The following is a 23,561-nucleotide window of genomic DNA, read 5'->3' as shown; positions in this document are numbered from 1 at the left end:
ACACGGCAACCGCGACTACGTTGGAATTCCAGCAGGCGAATTTCAATTTTTAAAAATCGAATGTTCTAAAAACCAAAGGAAGAGAGGAATCCGGAAAAGAATTCATTTTGCGTTTAAAACCGAATCTTTATATGTTCGTTTTTATGACGGATAGTTTCCTATGGAAAGAGATCTTATTCTCTAACGCGCCTTTAGAGGCTCTTCATATTTCCTTTTTAAAAACCGTATTGGACCCTTTTACTGTTTTGTTCCATTACTTGGGATCTTCTCTCTTTTTTATGGCTTTGGTCTCTCTCATCTATCTTTGTGTGGATCGTAAGATCGGGATCAGGATGACTTTGGGACTGCTTATTGCGGGAATTGTGAATGGAGCTTTTAAGGCCCTTCTTACTATGCCTAGGCCGATAGGTTTACCTTTTCCATCCGAGCTCGGACTCATGGAGGGTTCTTACGGATTTCCTTCCGGACATGTGCAGACTGCAGTGGTGTTATACGGAACATTATTTTTGCATATACGAATTCGTTGGGTAAGGATACTCACCGCATTTTTGATCTTATTCATGCCGATTTCTAGAATGTATGCCGGACTTCATTTTTTAGGAGATACGTTAGGAGGATTTACTTTAGGAATACTCATATTATTCGGACTAGAGTTTTTGTTCTCAAAAGATCCGGGAATTTTAGAACCAAATTTTGCGGGAGAAACTCCAGACCAAAAACGACTGAAGTCACTCGTACTTTTCATTTTAGCTCTTACAGTTCCTAGCATACTTTTGCAAGATCCAAGTCAACCGGAGTCCACGAACAAATCATGGGAGCAGGTGATCTCTTCTGCGGGAGCGCTCGCAGGTTTTGGGATCGGGATTTTGTACAATAAGAGGGCAGGGTTGGATTGGAAATCAGTCGAATCTTGGCTCGGCTTTTTTATCCGAGTCGGAGTGATCATTCTTGGGATCTTGATCTTTTATTTGGCTCTAGGAAAAATTCTCTCCTCTCTATTGGGGGAAAATCCGGTTGCCAGATACTTTAAGTATGGGATCGTGTGTTACTATATTGGCCATCTCGCTCCCATTCTTCTGAAAAGGATACGCGGAGGCATTTATCTGACTTAACTTCATGCTTCGCCTTGGATCCTCCTTACAGTTCATTTCCGAAAGTTTCGGAAGATTACGGACCTCCGGATTCATACGCAGCTTCTTTTCAGTAGGGTTTTCCAAGGTAGTCGCGTCCCTACTGAATTTTATCTTCATGGTCTATTCTGTTCGTATCTTAAGTAAGAACGAGAACGGTATCTTCCAATACTATTCAGGTTTTTTACCCATACTTTTAGCGGTGGCAGAATTCGGATTGCCCACCGCATTAGTGAGATTTCTTTCTCCCATGACCGAAGACAAAAGAAAGATTGGAGTGCTTCTTGCATCTTCTCTTTGGGTCAAATGGGCTGCATTATTTCTTTTGGTGCTTGTTACAGGCGTTGCCGTTTACTTTTTAAAGGAGAATGCACTGGCCGCATTTCTTCTCGTATTCGGTAGCTTCGTGCTTTCTTTTAATTCTTATTTCGAAAGTATTTTTGTTTCTTTCGGACAATACCATGCACTTTCCATTTGGTATCCTCTTCCAAATCTGATCCGTATTTTGATCCTGTATTTAGCAGATCAATTTTCGGACCATGCACTAGGACATTTGGATATACTCGGGATCTTCTCCGTAGCTCCTGTTTTTACAATTGTGTTATTCTTTCTATTATTCCCGAGAGGAAAACTAAATTGGGCAGGCGATAAGGAAGAAGTCAGGCAACAAACCAGAGAACTCATCTCCTTCAACCGTTATGCGTTTTTGGCCTCTTTATTTGCGATCGTATCGGATAGAATGGAGTTATTTTTCCTGAACAAATACCATTCTAACGAGGCGGTAGCGGCTTACGGAGTGGCATTACAACCTTTTAGCGGATTTGTGATCTTATTTTCCGTTTTGAATTCAATGATTTATCCTAAACTTTCCAGGCTTACGGAGAATAAGGAATTCACTAGTTACTTGGGCAAATCCATCTTAGTGGCAGTCGTATTTGCATTGGCATTGGGGCCTTGGGTGCTATTAGGAGATTGGGTCTTCTCCGCATTATTTTCCGGAAAATATCCCGAGTCTGTTCCTGTATTCCAGTTATTGTATCCGAATTATCTATTCCAATTGGTATTCTCTCCGCTCGGAATGGCTTTATTCGCCTTGGGCCAACCTAGGTTACTTGCGATACTTGCTTTGGTGAGATTGATCTTCGGATTAGTTTTGGATAATCTTCTGATCCCGGAATATGGGACCATGGGAGCAGCTGGAGCGTTCTTCTTGGGACAGATCCCTTCCTGGTTTTTACTCAGCGGTTATTTTTTAGCGTATTACAAACCTTCGGCAAAATAAGAGAAGAATATTCTGATTTTAGAATATTCTATTTTTCCGATGGATGGACTGCTTAAGCCTGTTTCTGTTTTACTTCCGCTTTTTGGAGCTTCTTTACGAAAGTGACTTGGTTTCCCTTGTCATTATAAGAAAGAGAATCCACATTCATACGAACTAAAAAGATCCCTCTGCCTGAAAGTTGGCTTGCATTTGGATCTTGCACTGGATCTGGGACTCTTGCAGGATCAAAACCGTCTCCTCCGTCTTCTAGGATAACGGTTACTCTTGTATCGTCATAGTCTACTTCCACCTGGATCCATTCTTCCTTGGATTCGCAGATCTTGTCCACATAGGAGAAGTAATCGTTCTCCTGGAACATCAACTCTTGTTTTTGGTGATAATTGATATGAGCACAACCATGTTCTATAGCGTTGCCTATCAATTCATATAATGCAACTTTTAATGAGAGTTGGTCCTCGTTATTCAGATTGGGAAGATGGGCCAGAGACTTCAGTATCAAATGGACATACTGATTCAAATTTCCAAGCCTAGGTAGAAGTGCGAACTTCTGTCTGGATTCCCGGACCTGGAACATTCTTTTGTCCACAAGGTCTTTGCCCGCATAAAATAGATTTTTAAATCTTAAGAGAGAGTAACGGATCGCTTCCATCCGAAAAGGTTTTAGGAAAAAATCCACAGCTCCCAATCGGAGAGCGTTGATAGAGATCTGGATGTCCTGATTTCCTGTGATGACTATAAAAGGAGTATCCACTCCCTTCTCCCTTAATTTAGTGATGAACTCTATACCGTTCATCCTTGGAAGGCGAATATCGGTGATGATCAGATCGAATGTTTCCGACTCGGCTAAGCTTAAGCCCTGTTCCGCGGTTCCGGCCAAAACGAGTTCGTACTCGCTGCCGAAAATTTCCTGGAACAGATCTCGGATAACTTCTTCGTCATCAACGAAAAGGATTTTCATAATAAATTCCTAATTCAGAACTTCCGAATGCTTGAGGGTGTTATTCGGAAAACAAAAGAAAACACCGGAAAGGTATTCTAGTCAAGAATTTTGTCAGCGGATATTGTCTAGAGTATCAAGAGAATATAAGGATTTTATCCTTTCATCCAAACTTTTTAACTCTGACTTATCAAAAACCGCCAATTTATTTCCTGAAAACCGAAAGATCAAAAATTCGTCCTTATTTTCAGAAATGGCTGCTTTCAAACCTTCTACAGAATCCACGATCTTGTCGTTCACGGATTCTAAGATCAAATCTTGGAATTCCTGATAGGCCCTGTTCTTTTCGTCAGGGAAGGCTCTGGATAGTAATACGATACGGCTTCTTTCCGGATGGAGTTTTTTAGAATAACTCTCAGCTAAGTATACTAACTTTCTGTCGCTGGAGGATTTGTATTTTTCTCCGTATTCTTTCAGATAAGTGTGAGTGAGTTCCGTAAAAAGTAATCCGCCCGCGATCAGATATTTAGGAGCGATCTTATCTGAACTCTCCGGGATCAAAAAAGAATCCTCGTTATACGGTCTTAGCTGGTAGCGTATCTCTCTTTTTCTACCGTCACGATACAGTGAAAGACTGACCCATTCTCCGGAATTCAGATAAGACCCACCTTTACTGAGTAGGATATCATACAAGACCTGTTTTTGTTTAGAAGCAACCGGAATTCCATTCACGGAAAGAACCGCGTCACCTGGAAACAGATTGTGCATTGGGCCGATCCCAGGAAGGACTTCGGAGACCACTGCGCCTACACTACCTTTCGGAAAATAATAATCTTCTTCCGCAGGAGTTAAGGAACCTTCCGCATAAAAACCTGGGTGAGGAAAAGGAGAAAGGGAAGAAAATCTACTTTGATAAAATCTACGAAGAAGTTCCGCACCTGCGTTCCAAGTCCCATCCGTAAAGCCGCAGACTTTTTTTCCTGAAAAAAGAAAACTCCGGGTCCCGTCTTGGTTTTCCTTTCTGGCAAGTTTAGACAGAGGTAAAATCGATTTAGAAAACTCTAAACTTCCCCATTCAAAATTTGTGAAGAAGGCTGAGCATGCTCCTTGGGTCCTGGGACTTTCTTCCAAGAGTGCGATAGGGGAGACCTTTTTGGATCTTCCGAAATTTTCAGGAAGAAGAACGATGCCTATTCCTGTATCCAAATCCACTTTTTGGAAATATGCTTTTCTTCCTGCGGATTCTTCGGGATGGATCTCTGCGAATAACGGAACTTCTCCCGGTTTTAAAAGTGCAAGTGCGGTTCTTTCATCCAAACGAATTGCCGGTACTTTTTTCTGGTAAGGAGTTCCTTTTTGGAAAGGATTATGATGAGAGTATTTTCTAAAATGGACGAGAAGTGAAAATTCTGAATCCGCTTTTGCTTCTGCCTGATCTAAAAACCCTAAAAGTGAGAAGATTAGGAGAAATATTATTTTATTAGATCTCATTTTCCCTCCTTGGATTCGTCGGACTTGATATCGAATCTTTTTCTGACCCTTAGATCTATGGTCCTAACTGTTTTGGCATCTAAAACCAAGGGAAGTCCTACACCTCTGAATTTTAAAACTAAGGTCCCGTTGGAGAATTTTTTCCAATAATCCTTAAATTCTGCGATATTGGCCGGGGTCTTTCCATTAATGGATTCTAATATTTTGAAACGATAATTTAGATATTTAGAGTTGAGAGGATCCGGAAAGATCGTAGTCAATATCAGATCTCTTTCCGTAAATTTGAAAAGATCGTCCTGTATAAAATAACTGTAATGGTATCTGAGAGCAGTTTCCACTCTTTGGCTCTCTTTACCGAATAAAGCACGGTTTACGGGTTGGAATAAAAGCCCGGCACCTAAAAAGCTTCGGATCTGACGATCTCTATATAATTCCAGGGAATCTGTCTTTTTTAACTCTGCTTGGATCTTAAAGTTTTTACCGTTTCTATAAAAATACAAAGTGAGTTTTTGGCCTACAAAACCTGGCTCGATCAGATCTACGATCGTTCTTCCTGTAAATTCCAGAAGTCCACCTTCGTTATTCAGATAAGCCTCGTCTACCTTATACAAAAAATCATCGGTTTGCAAAACGTCCGAAAATGAAGAATTCGGATATACCTTATTCACAAGCACGCCTTGCAGATTTTGAGGAACTCCCAAATACTTTTTCACGGACTCGGAGTTTCCATTTTGGAAAGTAAAGCCTACGAATGGAAACCCGTCGTATTGCCCGTCTTGGATATCTTTTAAGAAATGTTGTACCACTTCAGGTGGAATAAGATATGCTGTGTTTCCTTGGACCTGGCTGACCTCGAAAATAATCCCTGCCACTTTTCCGTTTTGGATAGCAGGACCTCCCGAATATCCGGGAAGAATATTGGCACCTACACGAATTACTTTTCTGTAATCTAAACCTGTAAAAGAATATCTCAATCTTTCCACACGATTGACCAGGCCATTTTCCAAAGTGAGATTTTCCACACCTTCAGGATAACCCAACATTAACAGATTACTTCCGAGAGAAGGGGATTCTTCTGTGATCTCCAGAGGTTCTACACCCGAAAAGAATTCCTCGTCTTCTACAGAGATCAAAGCCAGGTCGCAGTCGAAACCTATAAATTCCACTTTTGCATTATAATATTTACTACTATTAAAACGTTTTACCTTCAGATACTTGGATTCGGAGATCACATGAGCGTTTGTTAATATTCTATTTCCTGCAATAATGAATCCGGAACCTACATCTCGAGAAAGATCCTGGTCCCCGAATTCCAGTGGATCGGTTGCATCCGGATAAATATCGCTTCTGACAATGACCACACCGTTCAATAATGTCTTAAGATCTGAGTTCCCGTTCGTTTGAGAGAAAACAGGAATATTAAAGAGTAGGACCGCACCCGCGAGAAGTATCCAAAACTTATTCATGAAACAACTCCGCGTCGGACCATACGATTTTATCCTTTTCTACCGATTCTAATTTCAATTTTGCCAGATAACGTGCTCCTTCTTGGAGTTCTTCTGTGGGTTGGTTATCGACTAAAACATTTCCGCTCAGATCCGCTTTGATCCTGATCCAGGAATAAGGAGAATCCGGCAAACAACTGGCCTGGAAAGAATAATACAAAGATTTGTCCCAATAAAAATCCGCATCCTTTCCTAAGTAAAGAAGAGGGCAGGAAGAATCAAAGAAGATCTCTTTTCCTTTGGGAGTGGGACGATCTATCGGATGTTTTGCGATGCTTAAAAAATATTGCAGACCAAAATTCACAGTGGAAGCTTTTTCTACAAGTTTCGTTTCCGGATTGGATTTCCCGCCTGGAATCGGTTTGGAACTTGCAGCTTTTAAATTTTCTGCGGAAAATTCAAGTTCCCAATAAACAGCTTTACCCAACTTAACCGGACCCTTCACTTTGAAAGAATCTATTCTTTCCGGCGAACGTAATCTTTCTTCTCCCGAATAAAAGAAACCGTTTAGTTTTTTTCCGGGACAGTCCAGGGCAAGATACTGTATTTCCTCGGTTTCAGGAAGAGATCTAAACTTACATTCACCGAAATGAACGGTTCCATGTTGTTTGAACCATTCTTTCAGGGGTCTTGCATCCTTCTCTTTGGAATATTTTCGGTAGCCTTCCTGAAATTCTTTCTCAGCAAAGTCTCCGATCCTGGAATTTGCCTTTTGGGTTTGCGGTTCTTCTGCGAAACTTACTGATTCCGGAATAAAAACGGAAAAAAATAATAAAACTCCCAGGCTTGTAAAAGAAAGAAGGAGTCTTTTCGTTCTTAAATGGAAAATATTCTGCATCGAGGAAAACATTCCTAATTATTATCGGTTCGGGAAAAAGCGGATTTTACAGATCTTAAAATAGAAGAGGAATTTCCGTAGAATTCTTAGGATTATGTCCCGAAATTCCAGGAATACCAAAAAAAAGTTAAACTCTGAAACGGGACTCTGGAATATGGTTAAAACTAAGAGTAAAAAATATAACGGTATTCATCTTGTCTCACTGGAGTTTCCTTAAAACCGACCTGAACGAAAAGCAGGACTTATTCATCGATTGTCGCTCCCAAGCACAATATCAGGAATCCACCTTAAAGGGTGCGTATTATTTTCCATTTGTCAAAAAGGCTTTTGCTTCCGATCCGGACTCTTCCAAAAAATTATTGGGTCCGATCGAGGAGATACTTGCTCTCGCTAAAAAAGAAGAGAAGTCCAGGATACTGGTCTTTGACGAGGGAATGGGGATGTTCGCATCCAGACTCGTTTTCCTTTTAAGAGCAGCAGGTTTTCAAAATGCATTCTTGATCGGACAACGCTGGCCAGTAGATGGAGCCAAAGAAAAAGGTTCCAAAGAACTGGATTGCGGCCCTGCTTCCAAGATCCGCAAGTTAGAAGGAGTGATAGACAAAGCATTCTTAGAAAAGAACTTAACTAGACTCCAAATTTTCGACACTCGCACACCGGAAGAATATGATGGAAAACTTCCTCGTTTGACTGCTCCCGAGCCGGGAAGTCTATGCGGAAGATTGCCAGGCGCGTTCCTCTGGGATTGGAGAATGTTGTATGACGCAAGCGGTGAGCTCGTGGATAAAACCTTCTTCAATAAAAAGTTAAGAGGTTTCCCTTTCATGCCGGAAAGGACCACAGTTATCTATGATTATAACGGAGCAAGATCCTCCTTGCTTGCTATGATGCTCAAAGAAGTAGGATACAACGATGTGAACGTGTATGTTGGCTCTTGGTTCGAATGGAGAAAATCCAATCTACCTAAACAAGCCGCGAATATATATGGCCAGGCTAGTGCAGGAGCTTCTGCCCCAAGAGTGGGTGGAATCGACAGAAAAAGTTAAAAAAAGAAAGACTTCTTAAGCTTTTAAAAGAACCTCTCGTTAGTTTCTAAGAGGAATAACGATGAGGTTCTTTTTTATTACCGGCGTACTATTTACATTTTTATTAAATTGCGGATCCAGGTTTGAAAAGATCTCTCCGTTTTCTATTCCTCCTCAGGAATTCAATCTTGGAAACGGGGTCAAAGCGGTGCTCCTGCCGACTGAACTCTCGTTCATCACATCTAAAGGCAGAATATTAGAATTTTCCTTCCAAAATCCATTTCTTTCCTCCGCAAAAGGAGAACAGATCGTAAATTATAGAAAGGCAACTTTCAAGATCAAAGACAAAATCCTATTAGAATGCGGATCCCAAACGATTGAAAGTCTTGGATTAGGATCCGGTGAGTTGCTCGTTAAAGGAAAACTCACAGGAAAAAATTGTGAAACAGAATATACGATCCGATTTGTTTCTTCATCCAATTCGGGATTAGACTGGAAGGTAGAAATTACAAATCCGGAATTGAACCGCACATATATCAAATTCAAATCGGACGAATCAGAAAGTATTTACGGACTCGGAGAACAATTCTCCCACCTGAATCTAAAAGGAAAAAAACCATTCTTGTTCTCTGAAGAACAGGGAGTGGGAAGGGGAGACCAACCGATTACCTGGGGAGCGGAATTATTGGAAGGTGCGGGGGGAAACGAATATAGCACTTATACACCTATTCCATTTTTTCTCACGTCTCGCAACAGAGCATTCTTCTTCGAGAATAGTTCTTATTCCGTTTTCGATTTCGAAGAAGATTCCGAAATTTCCATAGAGTTCAGAGAAAGAGGACTTAACGTTAAATCTTGGAAGGCTGCAAGTCCTAAAGAAATCCTGAAATTATACACTTCTCATACGGGAAAATTCCCCAATTTACCTGATTGGGCATATGGAACCTGGTTTGGGATCCAAGGCGGAAAATCGATCGTTTTGGAAAAGATAGAAGAAGCAAAACTTGCCGGAAATCCGATCAGCGCTCTTTGGATCCAAGACTGGGTGGGACAAAGAAAAACAGTATTCGGTTCCCAGCTCTGGTGGAAATGGTTTCCGGACGAGGATCGTTACCCGGATTTCAAAAACTTTGTAAAAGAATTAAACCAAAAGAATATTCATGTTTTAGGATATATCAATCCTATGCTCGCTACTGAAGGTCCTTTATTCGAAGAAGCGGTCAAAAATCATTATTTGGTAAAAGATAAAGAAGGAAAAGATTATATAGTACAAACCGCAGGATTTCCTGCCGGACTACTTGATCTTACAAATCCGAGAACTCAGACTTGGATCAAAAATATCATCAAACAAAATCTGATAGGTAACGGACTCTCCGGTTGGATGGCCGATTTTGGAGAATGGTTGCCAACGGACGCTGTATTGTTCTCTAAAGAATCCGCAGAGATTTACCATAACCGTTATCCCGTAGAATGGGCAAAACTAAACAGAGAGGCCATCCAAGAAGCAGGAAAAGAAGGACAGATCGTATTTTTTACGAGAGCAGGTTACAGTTATTCCAATAAATATTCCACATCCTTTTGGGCAGGCGACCAGATGGTAAGTTGGGGAAGACATGATGGGATCGTATCTTCTTTGATCGGAATATTAAGCGGAGGGATGTCTGGACTCAGTTTAAATCATAGCGATATAGGCGGATATACCACGATCCCAAGTCCGATCAAAGATTATTTTAGATCCAAGGAATTGTTTCTACGTTGGGCGGAATTGAATGTATTCACTCCAATTTTTAGGACTCACGAAGGGAACCGGCCTGCAAAAAATCACCAACCATACTCAGATTCCTATACGATAAAAGAATTTGCAAGATACGGGCAGATGCATCTTGCATTAAAAGAATATTTTAAATTTCTAAATAAAGAAGCTTCCGAATTAGGACTTCCACTGCTACGACCGCTCTATCTTTCTTATCCGGAAGATGGTAATACAAGAGACTTACAAAACCAATTTTTACTTGGAGAGGATCTACTCGTCATTCCAGTCTTAGAAAAAGGAGAAGATACAGTAAAAGGATATCTACCTAAGGGAGAGTGGGAACATGTATGGACAGGTAAAACTTTCCAGGGAGGAGTTTGGATAGAAACACCAGCCCCACTTGGCTCTCCTGCAATTTTCTTGAAAAAGAAAGGTGCCTGGTATGAAAAATTGAAATCTGCTTTATCTGGTTTCAAAAAGAACTGAGGTAAGGGTTTTATTTGAATAACAAGACTTCTACGCTGTCTAAATAAAAAGAAGAAGGTGGATTTTGACAGAATTTACAGAACCGATCGTACTATTTGATGGAGTATGCAATCTATGCAACGGTGCAGTGAATGTACTTTTGGATCTGGACAAACGTAAGATATTAAAATTTGCCAGCTTGCAATCTGAATATGCAAAAAAACTAATCCAGTCCCGAGGCTTGGAGGAAAAGATCCAAGGAATAGATAGCATCCTTTTTTGGGATGGAGCCGAAATTCATATCAAATCTAATGCTATCCTGGAAATCTGCGGCAAACTAGGTGGCTTCTGGAAAATCCTGAAACTAAGTTATATTATCCCAAGGCCTATCCGTGATATACTATATGACCTGATCGCAAAAAACAGATATAAACTCTTTGGAAAAAGAGAATCTTGCAGAATGCCCACTCCAGAACTGAAAGAAAGGATCCTCGGATAGGATTTCGAAATAAGGATTGGTTTTTTTTCACGCCAAGGCGCAAAGATAAGAAGGTAAGGCTTCAAAATTCTTATAATCTCTTTTAAACTCCGCGGCTTTGCGTGAACTTCTCTTCTTCCTTTAAGAACCTAATGTTCCCAGAACGAAAAACCTTGAAAACCCGCACAAAATCTGCCCTTTGAGTGCCTAGCCTTATGTCTATTCTATCCAGGTTTCGGGTTAAAACCACGACGAATGTTTCCCCGAATTTCTGAAAACTTTTCAGTAAGTTTGCATTTTTTCGGGACTATACCTATAGTTCCTCGTAAAAATGCATAAAATTCACTAAAATATGATAAAAATCGATATAATTAAGATTAAAATAATTAATTTCATTAGGATTCGGTCGGATTCGTTCGATATCGTTAATTCCTCTGGATTTGGATGGAGAAAAATCCTTGTCCCGAGATTATGGACCAGGAGGATAGGTTGAACTTTCGGAAATTTACCGCCGATCTTAAAAGCAAGACCCGTTTTTTAAGAGAATTTTTGGCGGCGCAAAAAGGAAAGAACCAAATGAAAAGAAAAACTATTCTTTCTATAGTAGGAGCATCTGCCCTAGTCTTCCTTTCCTGGAAATCTTTCGCAAATACATATTTGGAAGAAGTAAAGGTAGATAACCAATTCATCCAAACCTATCAATCTAGAGAAGGGATCTGGATCGTTCCGGGAAAAGTAAAAGAATCCTTAGAGGATCTATACCACAAATTCGGAACTTCTGAAAGAGAAGTTCGCCTTCTAAACGGGATCCACGACAGCGGAAAGATCCAAAATTCTGAGCCGGTATTCTTCCCTTATAACTCAAATTATACGCGCAATCTTCTATTAGAGGACAAAGGAAGAGAGATTTTCACCTCAGATGCAAGAGAATTGATCTGGCCTTTAAGCTTCAAATATTCCAGAGTTACTTCCAGATTGGGAAGACGTTGGAACGCTTTGCATGCAGGTGTAGACATCGCTTGTCCGAACGGATCCGTAGTGATCGCTGCGGCCGATGGAGTTGTTACCGATTCCAAAAGAGACGGCGGATACGGACTTAGAGTAGTTCTTACTCATCCTCAGATCAACGGAATCCAAACATTATACGCTCATAATTCTCTTCTTTTCGTAAAGCAGGGAGACAAGGTTAAAAAAGGACAGGTGCTTGCACTTTCCGGGAACACAGGACATACGACCGGACCTCATGTTCACTTCGAAGTCCGTTACCAAAACGTGGTATTAAACCCAGAACATTATCTTCCTCCTTTCTTAGCGGATAAAGAGTCCCAAGTTGCGATCGCAAAAGAAACCATCCAACAATAATTCCATTGTTCTCTAATTCCGACTGGTCTTCCGAAATCTTTTCCTATTTAGAAGAGAATCTGACTGGTCGGAAATTCCAAACAGCTATATTCGATTTTGATAATACTCTTGTCCGAGGCGATTTCGGAGAAGAAGTCATGTGTGAACTTCTGAAAGCGGGAGTTCCTTGGATCCATTCACTTTCTCCTTTTTTCCCGGAGCCTGTAGTGTCCGAAAAAATGGAAACCTTACGTAAGACGGACACTCAATCCTTTATGGACGAGGTCTGGAAATATTATGAATCCAAGATAGAGAAAGAAGGCCTAGAAGCAGGGTATAGATGGTCCACATGGATCTTTTCCGGCAGAACCACCAAAGAATTGCAGACTACTGCAAGTATTGTTTGGGAAAGGCACCAAAAGGATACAAGTCCCCAAGCAGTCCAAGCATTTTATCCCATGTCGGAACTTGTAAAAGAACTGGAGAAGACGGGGACCAAAATTTGGATCGTTACTGCTTCTCCTGAACCTGTGATCCAAATGGTCTCAGAACTCTGGGGAATTCCAAAACAGAATGTACTCGGCATGAGGCTGCTCGAAAAGAATGGGACCTTAAGCCACGAGCTGATAGAACCTTTCACTTACGGGATCGGAAAAGTAGAATTAGTCAATCTTGCCAATGGAAATCAAGGTTATGATATTGCTTTCGGGGATTCGGAAAATGATTTCCCAATGCTTTCTCATGTAAGATCCAAAGGAATATTTTTGGATAGGGGCAAGAAGAAGATCCCACCTAACGGAACCCTCATCCAAAGCGTTGCGGATTGGAAGACGATCCCGAAACCTTAACGTTTCTTTAAATACTCAGGCATTGCCGGAAGTTTATCCTCTGTCCAGAGCCAATCGCCTACTAAGGAAACGATTGGAGACTTCTCTCCTTCTAAAATTTTAAGTAAGGCAGTTTTTAGGTCCTTCGGTTCGGTAATCCTATATGGAATGGACGGAAAGTTTTTTCCGAAACTTTCATTTTCCTTCTGTTGGATATAATCTAAGAAGAAGTCCCCGAATTTTTTGCCGGAGGCTTTTTGTTCTTCCATGAGTTTTTGTAAGTCCGGATGAGGAGAAGATTTTGCAAGTCTTTGCAATATGATCGTGATCCCTCTTACACTTTGGCTGAAAAAAGTACCTGCGCGGATGATCTTTCTGGATTCAGGTTTTTGGACCGCCCACTCTTCCATTTTCTTTTTAATAAATGCCAAAGAACCGTAGAAGGTAAGTAGGTGAGGGAGATAATAATAAGCAGAGTATCCAACTGTGATCCTTGGATTTAATTTTTTCTCCAGGTCTAACATAGGATCTAAGCAGTATTTTGCAGCATTGATAATGTCCTCGTCAGGTGTTTCGGATACAGGATAACCTAAATTTCCACGAGCCGGAGTATAAATCAGAACATCTACTTTAGCGTTTTCTTTACTTAAGAATTTTTGAATATTTGAAACTGCTTCTTCCGGTTCTTCTAACTTTATGAGTGGGATAGTTTTGTCGGATCCTTCTACCTGGGATTCTCCCGAGGTAGTGGAGTAGATTTTCCATTTTTGTCCCGTTTTGGAAGAATGTTCTCGGATCGCTTGGATGGCGCTATGGCCTGCCGCTCCTGACCCTCCAATGATCAATGCTATGGACTCGCTCATTTTCGCCTCCGGAAAGTGAGGACCAGCTTACTTACTCTGGGAATCGTATACCAGAAAAAAAGCGTAAATAGGATTGAAAATCGGAAGGAGGGTCGGAGACAATTTTAACTTCTTCTTCGAATTCGTTTTTGAATTTTAGAAGATAAGAATGTAATAAAAATCGTTTTGGTTTCGGAACTAAACTTTTAGAAAGAGATCCGCCGTAGGTTTCGTCTCCCAAGATAGGAGTTCCAATAGAAGAAAGATGAAATCGGATCTGGTGCCTTCTTCCCGTAACTAATTTTGCGGCAATCAAAGAGAGATTTTTCTCCTTTGAATAGGAAAGGACTGTAAAATCTGTGATCGCTTTTTTCCCACCGGAACGAACAGAGCTTACCTTTCCTTTTCCATCTTTTAAAAAACATTCTACTCTGAATTCTTTCTCTGATGGAATTCCAGCGGAAACTGCCAGATAGGTTTTTTCTGAATCTGCTAAGATTGAATCTGCTTCTTTGTTCTTGGACGGCTCTTTACAAAATAGGAGGATGCCGCTTGTGTCCTTGTCCAGTCTATGGAGCAGTCTCAATTCAGGTTCCTTCTCCTGTTGCCGGACAAGATCTTCCAGGTTGGGACGGTTCGGGTCGAAAGTAGCATGGACCGGGATCCCGGCCGGTTTTTCGACAGCTAGTAGGAACCCCTTCTCATACCATTTTCGAATAGGAAGCTCAGGAGCCTGGAATTTAGGCTTAGTTTCCCTCATATATTCTCCTGTAGTATCTTCTCTAATTTGAGTCTCTTGTTTTGAAAGGATTGAAATTGGATTGACACATCTTCCGTTATATTGGACGAATTAGGAATGAAACAGGCCGACGCCGAAGAACTGGATGGGAGAGAACTCATCTCCAGCGAACATATAACAGAAGTCGTTAAAGAAAACCTAAAATTAATTCGCCATACTAAAGGACTTTCATTAGACAAATTGGCATCCCGATGCGGGGTAAGCCGGGCCATGCTTTCTCAAATAGAGCAAGGTAAAAGTGTTCCTACAATCGCGGTACTATGGAAGATCGCAACCGGTCTTAACGTTCCTTTCAGTGAACTTCTAAAAGAGAAGGGAACAGAGGGAGTTTTTCTTTTAAAAGCCGAGAATACAAAAGTCTTATATTCCAGCTCCAAGGTATATTCTAGTCGTGCCTTGTTTCCGTTTATCGGAGGCAGAAGGGTAGAATTTTACGAATTGGTCCTGAAACCGGGCGGTATCGAAGTTGCAGAGGCACATAAAGCCGGAACGACTGAGAACCTAGTCGTGGTCCAAGGAAAATTGCGCCTCCGTGTGGGGGACAAGGTGGTAGAACTGGATGCAAAGGATTCCGTATATTTTAGAGCGGACGTTCCCCACGAATACATCAATCCAACGGATACTGAAACTCTCATGTATCTGGTCATGGAATATACGGACGAAGCTAGCTAAACTTTTAGTCCTAAATTTATTTCTTACTCCGGGCCTTCTGTTTTCGGAAGCGCCCGATCCTTCCACAGGCTATTTCGGTATAGATCGATACGAAGAGCAGATCTCTTGTCATGAAGAGGATTGTATTCGTTATACTTTGGATGAATTGAATTCCAAAGGTGGAAAATCGGAAGTAAGAAAACTTTTGGAAGAGAATGCTGGAAAAGTCCTAGTAGATCTTTCCGGAAAAAATCTCAAACTTGCAGACGACGAACTGGACGATCTTAGGGACTTTCTATTAGAAATTTCTAAAAGAGATGGAAGAGTCGCCATCGAAAAACTCCATATTGCCATCCGAGGATTGGAGATCGCAGACCCTCCTATTTTAAAAGACGTAGGTTTGATCGGCTGGGGCTTGGTGAGGAGAATTTACAGATATGTGTATTTCAAGAGGACCGGAGATTATAACGCGAAAGTTCTCTATCATCCGGGTAGCGGAAAGATCAATCTGATCTTCTTCGTTCATAAAAGATACGGAGATATCTGTGAGACCGTATTTTCTTCCTGCAACGAAATAGAATATTTGGATGAGGACACATTCGATCTGCAATTGTCCACCGCACTCAGAGAATCCAAGGAGAAGGGACTTCCTGTTCGAGTGAATTTCAGACAGGTCCAGGCTTCTTTTCCGGAAACAAAACTGGAATGGGAGAATGTAAAAAGTATAGGAAGGTCCGCAAGAATGTACAAATGGCTGGCTCTTCCCAAAGAGACAGAGATGAAACCATTGAGTAGATCCCGGTTTCTTCCGTTGCAGGCTGCTTTGACTGTGATCGATTATTCCATTTCGGTATTCGACTATGTGAACCAAATTATCATGTACAAACCTGCTCGGGAAACAAAGGCAGAAGTGATGTACACACAAAGACTAACAGAAGAAGGAACTCTTGGAGCCAAAACAATCCATTCAGTTGTGTTTGTTCCGATAAAAGAGGAGTAGAATTCTCCGCTCCAGACTGAAGCGGAGAAAGAGAGGACCTTTTAGATAAAGAAGATCCAGGTCAAAAGTATGAAGGTAGGTACCAAAAGTAGGAAGGAATACACTACGTATCCTCCGAAACTTGGCATTTTAATCTTATTCTCTTCTGCCACGGATTTTACCATAAAGTTAGGTGCGTTACCTATATAGGTCAATGCACCCATAAATACTGCACCCACAGAAATCGCTTTTAGTAATTCTTCTCCCACTGGATCCGCTAAGATCTGAGTTACATTAGAATATCCTAATAGTCCTTTAGCCAAGGATAAGAAGGTCAAGTAAGTAGGAGCATTGTCCAGAACTCCTGAGAATCCACCGGTTACCCAGAAGAACTGCCATCTTTCCGTGATTCCCAATTCTTTTCCATGATGTTCCAGAAGTAATAATGCAGGGATCATGGTTAAGAAGATACCGATGAAAAGGTAAGCCACCTCTTGGATAGGACCTAAGGTGAACTTGTTCTTTTCTCTCAGTTTAGGATCGGAAGTGACTTTAGACAGAGCGATCAAACCGACTAGAACCGCTTCTCTGATGAATCCAAGAAAAGGATATTCTGCAATTGCAGGAATATAGTTTTGGTTTAAGAAAGCCACCGAGAGAATCACTCCCAAAAGCCAGATCAGGTTTACCTGACCTTCTAAACCGATTGGTTGTCTATGAGAATGATCGTAACGGATATCCTTTTTGGTTTCTTTTCCGTGCATGATCGTATCCCAGATAAAATAAACCACGAGTAAGATCCCGGAAGCGATGATCATTTGAGGGAATAGTTTAAATGTCCAAACAAACGGAACTCCTTGCAGATAACCCAAGAACAAAGGAGGATCTCCGAGAGGAGTTAAGGAACCGCCAATATTAGAAACTAAGAAAATAAAGAAGATCACCGTATGGACCACATGTTTTCTTTCGGAGTTAGTCTTGAGTAGAGGTCGGATCAGTAGCATAGAAGCTCCGGTCGTTCCGATAAAAGAAGCTAGGAAAGTTCCCACAACCAAGAAGATAGTGTTATTCACAGGAGTAGCTTCTATATCGCCATTCAAAACGATACCGCCGGAAATATAGAATAATGCAGCAAGTAGAATGATAAACGGAATATAATCGAATACCATAGTGTGGAAAATTTTTCCACCCCAGCTATGTGCCATTAAGATCCCGAAAGAAACTCCTCCAAGAGCTAAGGAAAGAAGAAGTTTGTTATTATTGTTCTCCCACCAATGCTCAGTTGTATGAGAGATCAGAGGCAGAAGCGCAATACTGAGTAGGATTAGAACGAAAGGTATGACCGACCAAAGAGGAAGATCATCACCTGCCTCACCGTGAGCTGATGCGGTCTCTTGGTGCCCGTTTCCGGTCCCATGTTCCCCATGACCAGCATCCGTTTCGGATTGAGCTAAGCTGTTCGTTTGAGGGGAAGCCCCCGTTTCGGCCCAAACGGAAACGTTTAGGACCAGGGAGAGAAAGAGTAGGCTAGTAAAAAATTTGTTTCTCATCATTCTCTGCTTTTCGAAGATTTTTCGTCAGGTTATAGAGATTCCTGTATTGTTTCAAAGGAAAATCCGTGATTTCTCGGGTTTTTTTGGCCTCCTTTTTTTGGATTGCATAAATCCTTCCTTTTTTGCAAGATCCTAATAGAATTTATATCTTCTAGACTTTTTGCTTTATATTCGGGCCTTTCGGACCGTCAGATATATAGGCCTTAGAGAGAACCGATAACCATGACTGTTTTAGGTAAACAAAAAGAATACTGCCTGACTCCGGACGAAATAGAGAGTAGGTTAAAATCGGTTTCGATACAGCCGACCATGCAAAGGATTTCCATTTGCCAATACGTACTTTGTGAAGCGGATCATCCAACCGCAGAAGAAGTAAAAGAATGGGTGGATAAACGTTCTTTGAAGATGAGTTTGGCAACCGTTTACAATACTTTAAACGTTTTAGTATCCGCCGGTTTATTAAGAGAATTTAAATTTTCCTGTTTAGGTAAGTCCGTTTTCGACAGCAATATCGACGACCATTTCCATTTCTTCGATGAGAAGACTGGTAAATTCCATGATCTGGACGCGGAACTTTTGACCATCGATTCCAAACTGCCTAAAGAGTTTAAAGTGAATAAGATGGATATCCTATTCACAGGATCTTTGGAAGAATCAAACGCTTCCGCTTAATACCGTTAGATATTAATCGCCTCGCCTAGAGCCTGTCCTGCTGCTTCCATTACGGATTCTGAAAGTGTAGGATGGGCGTGAATCCTTCCTGCAATTTCTTTAAGAGTTAGTTCGGATCCCATTCCTAAATTGATCTCTCCTAAAATTTCTGTTACGTTCGGTCCGATCATGTGAGCTCCTAATACTTCTCCCGTTTTGCGGTCGGCTACTAGTTTAACCATTCCTTCTACTTCGCCTAAAGCCTGGGCTCTACCGTTTGCTCTAAATGGGAATTTTCCTACGACCACGTCTATGCCTGATTTTTTGGCTTCTTCTTCTTTTAAACCTACCGAGGCGACTTCAGGGTGGCAATATGTGCAGGCAGGAATTTTAAGATAATCCAATGGTTCGTAAACCAGTCCATGAGGATTTTTGTTTTGGATGGAGATCGCTTCTGCTGCCTTGATTCCTTCCGCAGAAGCCACATGAGCGAGTAACGGTGCTCCGATACAATCTCCGATCGCATAAATATTCGGGACCTTAGTTCTAAATTTAGTATCTACCTTGATAAATCCTTTTTGGAGAAATACTCCGATCTCTTCCAGATGGATGTCTTCCGTGTTCGGTGTGACGCCTATGGCCACTAATACCTTATCGAATTTTCTTCTTTCACCTTCCGGAGCGATCCCTTCCCCTTTTAGAAGAATAGAAACCCCATCCGATTCCAGTTTTGGTTCGGAAACACCTACGCTTGTCAGAATTTGGATCCCTCTTTTTACGAAGGAACGATTGAGTAGGTTGGATATTTCAGGATCTTCTAATGGAAGGATTTTGTCCTGCATCTCTACTACTGTTACCTGAGTTCCCATGCTGGAATAGAAGTCCGCAAATTCTATCCCTATGGCTCCTGCACCTATGATTGCCAAAGTTTTAGGTGGAGAGTTTTGGATCATTGCGTGTTTGCTGGATAGGACCTTCTCCCCATCGAATGGAAGTCCGGGAAATTCTTTCGGTCTTGCACCTGTCGCGATGATAAAATATTCGGATTGGATCTCTTCTTTAGAAGTGTCCGGAAGCCAGATCGTATTTTTGTCTTTGAATACTGCGCTTCCTTTCTTTACGGAAATCTTATTCTTTTTCATCAAGAATTCGACTCCGTTAGACATTGTGTCTGCGACACCCCTGGAACGTTTGATTATATTCGGAAAATCAGGAGATACTTTTTCTACTTTCAGACCGAAGGTTTCGGATTTGCGGATGGATTCTAATAGGTGTGCGGATTCTAAAAGCGCTTTTGTGGGAATACAACCCCAGTTCAAACATACCCCGCCTAGTTTTTCTTTTTCTATTAGACAAACGTTCAATCCGAGTTGGGCTGCTCGAATAGCGGCCACATATCCTCCAGGGCCTCCGCCGATCACAGTCAGGTCGTAGTTTTCCGCCATCTCATTCCTCCGGATGGCAATTTTGGATTTTTATTCCGACTCTGGGAAGAAGATTTTCTAATTACTTTTTTTCTTTAATACAAGGATCATTCTGCTCGCGTTACTTTTGAATTTTAATTCGTTGTAGTTGGAGTAGACATGTAGGATCTCCATCCTGTGTTTTGCGAGCATTCTCTGTAATTCTACCAGGAAATAAGCTCTCATTAAATGTTTGTCTTTGATCTCTTTTGCGTTCAGATTATAGATATAATTTACTTCGACAACTGTGGATTGGTCCGCTCTGACTAGACGGAATCCTCTGTTTCTTTGTATGGTTGCGTTTTTGGCTTTGATCTGAGCGACAGGGCCGATCGCTTTCCTTTTGATCTTACGAAGTGGTTCCGCATTCCAAACTTCTAAAACTGCGATGCCTGCGGGTTTTAAGTTCAATTCCAGATTTTTAAGAGCGGCTTCTACTTCTTCATTAGATAATAAATAATTAAAAGAACCAAATAAGCTGATGATCGCATCCCATTTTTCCTGGGACTTATAGGATTGCATTGCTCCGACTTCGAATTTGCAATGGGAATATCTTTTTTTGGCGACCTCTATCATTTTGATGGAGGAATCGATTCCCCTGGATTTGTATCCGAGGCTTTGGAAATGAGTAACATGCTCTCCAGTGCCGCAGCCTAGGTCCAAAATATTTCGCACCCTATGTTTTCGGAAAAGCCTGTCTATGAACTGGGTCTCCATCTCGAATTTTCGAGCGTTCTTTTCAATATCGAAGTAATATTCTGCCAGTTCCGAGTAGAGTTTCATAGAAAAATCGTTTGAGCCGGACCGGGGAAAACCCGTTACATATAGTAACGGAACTCAAGTTTACAAAATGCAATTTTTCTCCGAATTTTTTCCAATTTCAGAAGTTTTTCCAATCGCTTCCGCTTCTCTTTCTACCTGGATAGATGGAGAAGTTTTGGCCTTGGGTGGGATCTCCTTTTGCTTACTTTCCCTTTTCGGGTACGTAGTTCACACAACAATGGATAGAAGAGAGGAGAAGGGAACTGAGTCCGAGGTCCCATTCTTCCAATCGATCTCAAAAGAAGAAGTTCCTGAAACCCCAAAGGATATCGTCTCCGAAGAAATCCTTTCTGAGGAAGGTGTTCCTACATTTTCTGAAGAAGTTCCCAGGGAGACAGAAACTCTCTTCCAGTCCTTCTATATTCCTATCCGTGGAAAAACCTATGAGGCGGTGAGATCCTTCTTGGATTCCATCCGAACAGGAGAAGAATATTGGGAAGTTCTGCTGCATGACTCCAAAGGAGATCTACAAACCGTAGCAAGCAAGACCGGGAGCATTTCTATATTTCCGTCCGAAAGAAAAAAAGCCTCAGAGCCTAAAGAGGGAGCAATCGTTTGGAAATTGGAATGGGACTCATTTTCCTTGGGAGAGGTTAGGCAAACTTCTTTATCATCCTCCGAATTTTCCCTTGATGAAATTTCTTTTAGGTTGGATAAACTTGTAGAAGGATTGGTTCTTGCCGGAGAATCCCAAGACGGAGAGACAGGCTGGAGTTCCTACCCGATATTTTCCCAACATTTAGAAAGGGAAAAGGTCGAGGGCGAAGAGACTAAAATCCTGGTCTTTATGGAATTCGAGTCCGACGGGGATCTGGTTTCCGATTTCAGAAGTTTGGGCAATTGGTGGAAGTCTAGATTCGGAGAAAATTCTTCTCTCTACCGTATCCGAAAGAACCGTTTAGCAACCTTCTTTCATCCGGAAGATTGGCTGAAATTCCAGAATTCACTTTCCGGGCTCATGGAATTTTTAGGTCCGGAAAAAACCAGGCTGAATGTGGGCGCTTCCGTCCGGGTCAGAAAAGAAGATCCTGAATGGGAACCCAGAGCCAAAAAAGCATTATATTCTTCTAAAGAAGAGGGACCGAACCGTTTAGTATGTCTTTGAACATAGATCCTTTATTGGATGAAAAATTCATACTTACAATTTCTCAGATCTTCCCTGAGTTTTTGGAAAAAAACCTAGGAGTCCATGCTGTACGTGAAGCATTCGGTCCTTCTAAAAACGAAGGTCTATGTTACGAGAACTGTACCTCTGTCGAATTCCAAGGAGAAGCAAAGGGTAGGCTTTTTCTGGCAATGGACGGTTATACTAAACTGAAACTTTTACCAAAGATTGCCAGATCCTTTCATATAGATCCGACGATCCGAAGCCATGCTGCTTCTATCATGCTTGAATTTGCCAATCAGATCTGTGCCGAACTCATTTCCGAAATGAAATTAGGAAGATTCCAAATAGATATTCTTCCCCCTGAGAATCTGAACAATAAATTGGTCCCAATCGATCTGGAAAATTTGAGACAGTATATTCTAATCTATTTTTTAAAAGACGAGGACGCCAAGGAATATCTGGGCAGGATCTATCTAGTTCTTCTGATGCAAAAATATTAATATCTAAAAGTAAGGCTTCCTTTGCATGATTCAATATTCTTTCCAGGGACTCCCATTCTTACTCAAATACGCAGACATGATAAATTCTCCCGAGTCTGAGGTCCGGGAGGAAAATTTAAAAGTTTCTAAGAAGTCTTCCTTCCGAACCAAAATATTTCCAGGCCCGGAAAATTCTCCTGTGATCTACCTGCAGCATGGGATGAGTAACCGAGGTATCAACGATCCTAGGATCCTAACACTTGCAAAACATTTGAAGAATACCGGTGCTACCGTGTATCTGCCTGAACTTCCGGAAGTCAAGGGACTGGAGATCTCGGAGGATACAGTCCCGAATATCAGGGCATTATTCCAAGAGATCGTAAAGAGGGAAGGTCGGGCGATCTCCTACTTATCCGCAAGTTTTTCCGCCGGGATGGGAATGGTTGCATTGTCCGGAAAGGAAGAACAGAAAAATCTAAAATCCGCTCTACTTGTAGGAACGTATTCCGACTTCGCAGACTCTCTTACTTTTACTCTATCCAACTACGAAGTGGATCCTTACGCGGTTCATATCTTACTATATAATTATATTTCTAAACTACAACCTAAGCTTTCTAAATTAGAAGAGTTCTATTTTGAGGCAGCCTTGGATAACGGATTAAAAAGGACGGGGGAAGAGGAGAAGTCTCCTAAACTTCTGAAAAAATTGAACCTTAAGGAAAAGGAATTTGTAAATTCTGTCCAATCAGATCCGGGGTTTAGGATGGGGCTTGCAGAGCCAATCTTGTCTGTATTGCCGCCTAACTTCGCTTTACGCAATTCTCCTAAAAACTTCCTTTCGGATTGGAAGGCTCCTATCGCTTTATTGCATGGATCGGACGATCCAGTGATATCTCCGAACGAATCGGAGCAATTATTCGATTCTTTAGGCAATGGGAAACAGGTGGGGAAAGTGATTTTAAGGTCCAAATTGATCACCCATGGAGATCATCTTCCTTTTTACACTCAATTAGGCGAGATCCCAAAACTTGCGGGACTCTGGGGATTTTTTCTAAAAAATTCTGGTCTCTAATATTCTTTACGTTATATTTTCTGAAAATATTCCGTCCTTAAGGATAGGCTTCTTGCGCCTTTTTTTAGGC

General features: G+C 41.4%; 21 protein-coding genes and 1 pseudogene. 13 read left to right on the top strand and 9 right to left on the bottom strand.

Annotated elements, in window-relative coordinates; all coding sequences use genetic code 11:
• The first annotated feature begins 107 nt into the window (after nucleotides 1–107).
• Nucleotides 108–1,112: a phosphatase PAP2 family protein gene (locus LPTSP_RS08340; RefSeq protein WP_108928356.1), complete on the top strand. Its 1,005-nt coding sequence runs from the start codon at nucleotides 108–110 to the stop codon at nucleotides 1,110–1,112.
• 4 nt (nucleotides 1,113–1,116) lie between these two features.
• The gene (locus LPTSP_RS08335) at nucleotides 1,117–2,412 is read left to right on the top strand and encodes an oligosaccharide flippase family protein (protein ID WP_108928355.1); all 1,296 of its coding nucleotides are present in this window, start codon (nucleotides 1,117–1,119) and stop codon (nucleotides 2,410–2,412) included.
• A gap of 52 nt (nucleotides 2,413–2,464) precedes the next feature.
• On the opposite strand, the gene LPTSP_RS08330 is transcribed toward LPTSP_RS08335, so the two are convergent.
• The 4 genes from LPTSP_RS08330 to LPTSP_RS08315 form a co-directional block, all read right to left on the bottom strand.
• The gene (locus LPTSP_RS08330) at nucleotides 2,465–3,370 is read right to left on the bottom strand and encodes an ATP-binding response regulator (RefSeq protein ID WP_108928354.1); all 906 of its coding nucleotides are present in this window, start codon (nucleotides 3,368–3,370) and stop codon (nucleotides 2,465–2,467) included.
• Between the two features lie 93 nt (nucleotides 3,371–3,463).
• Nucleotides 3,464–4,840, bottom strand: a complete 1,377-nt coding sequence (locus LPTSP_RS08325; protein ID WP_108928353.1) for a PDZ domain-containing protein — start codon at nucleotides 4,838–4,840, stop codon at nucleotides 3,464–3,466.
• Nucleotides 4,837–6,306 (bottom strand): S1C family serine protease, encoded by a 1,470-nt coding sequence (locus LPTSP_RS08320; protein ID WP_108928352.1) that lies wholly within the window; start codon nucleotides 6,304–6,306, stop codon nucleotides 4,837–4,839. Before LPTSP_RS08320 ends, LPTSP_RS08325 begins: the two co-directional genes overlap by 4 nt.
• Nucleotides 6,299–7,183 (bottom strand): LIC11113 family protein, encoded by an 885-nt coding sequence (locus tag LPTSP_RS08315; RefSeq protein WP_108928351.1) that lies wholly within the window; start codon nucleotides 7,181–7,183, stop codon nucleotides 6,299–6,301. The genes LPTSP_RS08320 and LPTSP_RS08315 overlap by 8 nt, the downstream gene beginning before the upstream one ends.
• Nucleotides 7,184–7,377: 194 nt before the next feature.
• Here LPTSP_RS08315 and LPTSP_RS08310 point away from each other — a divergent pair, with 194 nt between their 5' ends.
• The 5 genes from LPTSP_RS08310 (at nucleotide 7,378) to LPTSP_RS08290 (ending at nucleotide 13,093) form a co-directional block, all read left to right on the top strand.
• Nucleotides 7,378–8,229 (top strand): rhodanese-like domain-containing protein, encoded by an 852-nt coding sequence (locus tag LPTSP_RS08310; protein WP_108928350.1) that lies wholly within the window; start codon nucleotides 7,378–7,380, stop codon nucleotides 8,227–8,229.
• A gap of 61 nt (nucleotides 8,230–8,290) precedes the next feature.
• Entirely contained in the window at nucleotides 8,291–10,447 is a 2,157-nt protein-coding gene (locus LPTSP_RS08305) for an alpha-glucosidase (protein WP_108928349.1), read from the top strand.
• 64 nt (nucleotides 10,448–10,511) lie between these two features.
• Entirely contained in the window at nucleotides 10,512–10,925 is a 414-nt protein-coding gene (locus tag LPTSP_RS08300; protein ID WP_108928348.1) for a thiol-disulfide oxidoreductase DCC family protein, read from the top strand.
• Between the two features lie 555 nt (nucleotides 10,926–11,480).
• Nucleotides 11,481–12,266, top strand: coding sequence for a M23 family metallopeptidase (locus tag LPTSP_RS08295; RefSeq protein ID WP_439957005.1), 786 nt, complete (start codon nucleotides 11,481–11,483; stop codon nucleotides 12,264–12,266).
• A 5-nt stretch (nucleotides 12,267–12,271) separates the two neighbouring features.
• The gene (locus LPTSP_RS08290) at nucleotides 12,272–13,093 is read left to right on the top strand and encodes an HAD family hydrolase (RefSeq protein WP_108928347.1); all 822 of its coding nucleotides are present in this window, start codon (nucleotides 12,272–12,274) and stop codon (nucleotides 13,091–13,093) included.
• Here LPTSP_RS08290 and LPTSP_RS08285 read toward each other — a convergent pair.
• Nucleotides 13,090–13,935, bottom strand: a complete 846-nt coding sequence (locus tag LPTSP_RS08285) for a hypothetical protein (RefSeq protein ID WP_108928346.1) — start codon at nucleotides 13,933–13,935, stop codon at nucleotides 13,090–13,092. The two genes, LPTSP_RS08290 and LPTSP_RS08285, sit on opposite strands and share 4 nt — an antisense overlap.
• A 31-nt stretch (nucleotides 13,936–13,966) precedes the next feature.
• Nucleotides 13,967–14,674 carry an RluA family pseudouridine synthase gene (locus LPTSP_RS08280; protein WP_108928345.1) on the bottom strand — a complete coding sequence of 236 codons (708 nt, stop codon included), beginning with the start codon at nucleotides 14,672–14,674 and terminating at the stop codon, nucleotides 13,967–13,969.
• A gap of 96 nt (nucleotides 14,675–14,770) precedes the next feature.
• Here LPTSP_RS08280 and LPTSP_RS08275 point away from each other — a divergent pair, with 96 nt between their 5' ends.
• On the top strand, nucleotides 14,771–15,385 hold the full coding sequence (locus tag LPTSP_RS08275) for a helix-turn-helix domain-containing protein (protein WP_108928344.1): 615 nt from the start codon (nucleotides 14,771–14,773) through the stop codon (nucleotides 15,383–15,385).
• A complete protein-coding gene (locus LPTSP_RS08270; protein WP_439957006.1) occupies nucleotides 15,366–16,364 on the top strand; it encodes a hypothetical protein in 999 nt (332 codons plus the stop codon). The genes LPTSP_RS08275 and LPTSP_RS08270 overlap by 20 nt, the downstream gene beginning before the upstream one ends.
• A 41-nt stretch (nucleotides 16,365–16,405) precedes the next feature.
• Here the strand turns inward: LPTSP_RS08270 and LPTSP_RS08265 are convergent.
• Nucleotides 16,406–17,740, bottom strand: a pseudogene (locus LPTSP_RS08265) (sodium:proton antiporter); the annotation flags it as partial.
• Nucleotides 17,741–18,118: 378 nt separating this feature from the next.
• On the opposite strand from LPTSP_RS08265, the gene perRB reads away from it, so the two are divergent.
• The gene (gene perRB, locus LPTSP_RS08260) at nucleotides 18,119–18,568 is read left to right on the top strand and encodes a peroxide-responsive transcriptional repressor PerRB (protein WP_108928341.1); all 450 of its coding nucleotides are present in this window, start codon (nucleotides 18,119–18,121) and stop codon (nucleotides 18,566–18,568) included.
• Nucleotides 18,569–18,573: 5 nt separating this feature from the next.
• On the opposite strand, the gene lpdA is transcribed toward perRB, so the two are convergent.
• Complete coding sequence (gene lpdA, locus LPTSP_RS08255; RefSeq protein WP_108928340.1) at nucleotides 18,574–19,992, bottom strand: dihydrolipoyl dehydrogenase; 1,419 nt, start codon at nucleotides 19,990–19,992, stop codon at nucleotides 18,574–18,576.
• A 57-nt stretch (nucleotides 19,993–20,049) separates the two neighbouring features.
• Nucleotides 20,050–20,793: a class I SAM-dependent DNA methyltransferase gene (locus tag LPTSP_RS08250; protein ID WP_100769988.1), complete on the bottom strand. Its 744-nt coding sequence runs from the start codon at nucleotides 20,791–20,793 to the stop codon at nucleotides 20,050–20,052.
• Between the two features lie 67 nt (nucleotides 20,794–20,860).
• Between LPTSP_RS08250 and LPTSP_RS08245 the strand changes: the two genes are divergently transcribed.
• Genes LPTSP_RS08245 through LPTSP_RS08235 form a run of 3 tightly spaced genes read left to right on the top strand, consistent with a single transcriptional unit; the run spans nucleotide 20,861 to nucleotide 23,491 of the window.
• Complete coding sequence (locus tag LPTSP_RS08245; RefSeq protein WP_108928339.1) at nucleotides 20,861–21,937, top strand: hypothetical protein; 1,077 nt, start codon at nucleotides 20,861–20,863, stop codon at nucleotides 21,935–21,937.
• Nucleotides 21,928–22,440, top strand: coding sequence for a chemotaxis protein CheX (locus LPTSP_RS08240; RefSeq protein ID WP_108928338.1), 513 nt, complete (start codon nucleotides 21,928–21,930; stop codon nucleotides 22,438–22,440). Before LPTSP_RS08245 ends, LPTSP_RS08240 begins: the two co-directional genes overlap by 10 nt.
• A gap of 25 nt (nucleotides 22,441–22,465) precedes the next feature.
• On the top strand, nucleotides 22,466–23,491 hold the full coding sequence (locus tag LPTSP_RS08235; RefSeq protein ID WP_108928337.1) for an alpha/beta hydrolase family protein: 1,026 nt from the start codon (nucleotides 22,466–22,468) through the stop codon (nucleotides 23,489–23,491).
• The last annotated feature ends 70 nt before the right edge of the window (nucleotides 23,492–23,561 follow it).

The sequence above is a fragment of the Leptospira johnsonii genome, assembly GCF_003112675.1.
Lineage (GTDB): Bacteria > Spirochaetota > Leptospiria > Leptospirales > Leptospiraceae > Leptospira_B > Leptospira_B johnsonii.
The sequence above is the reverse complement of the archived record's forward strand: the minus strand, read 5'-3'. Positions and strand labels throughout refer to the sequence as shown.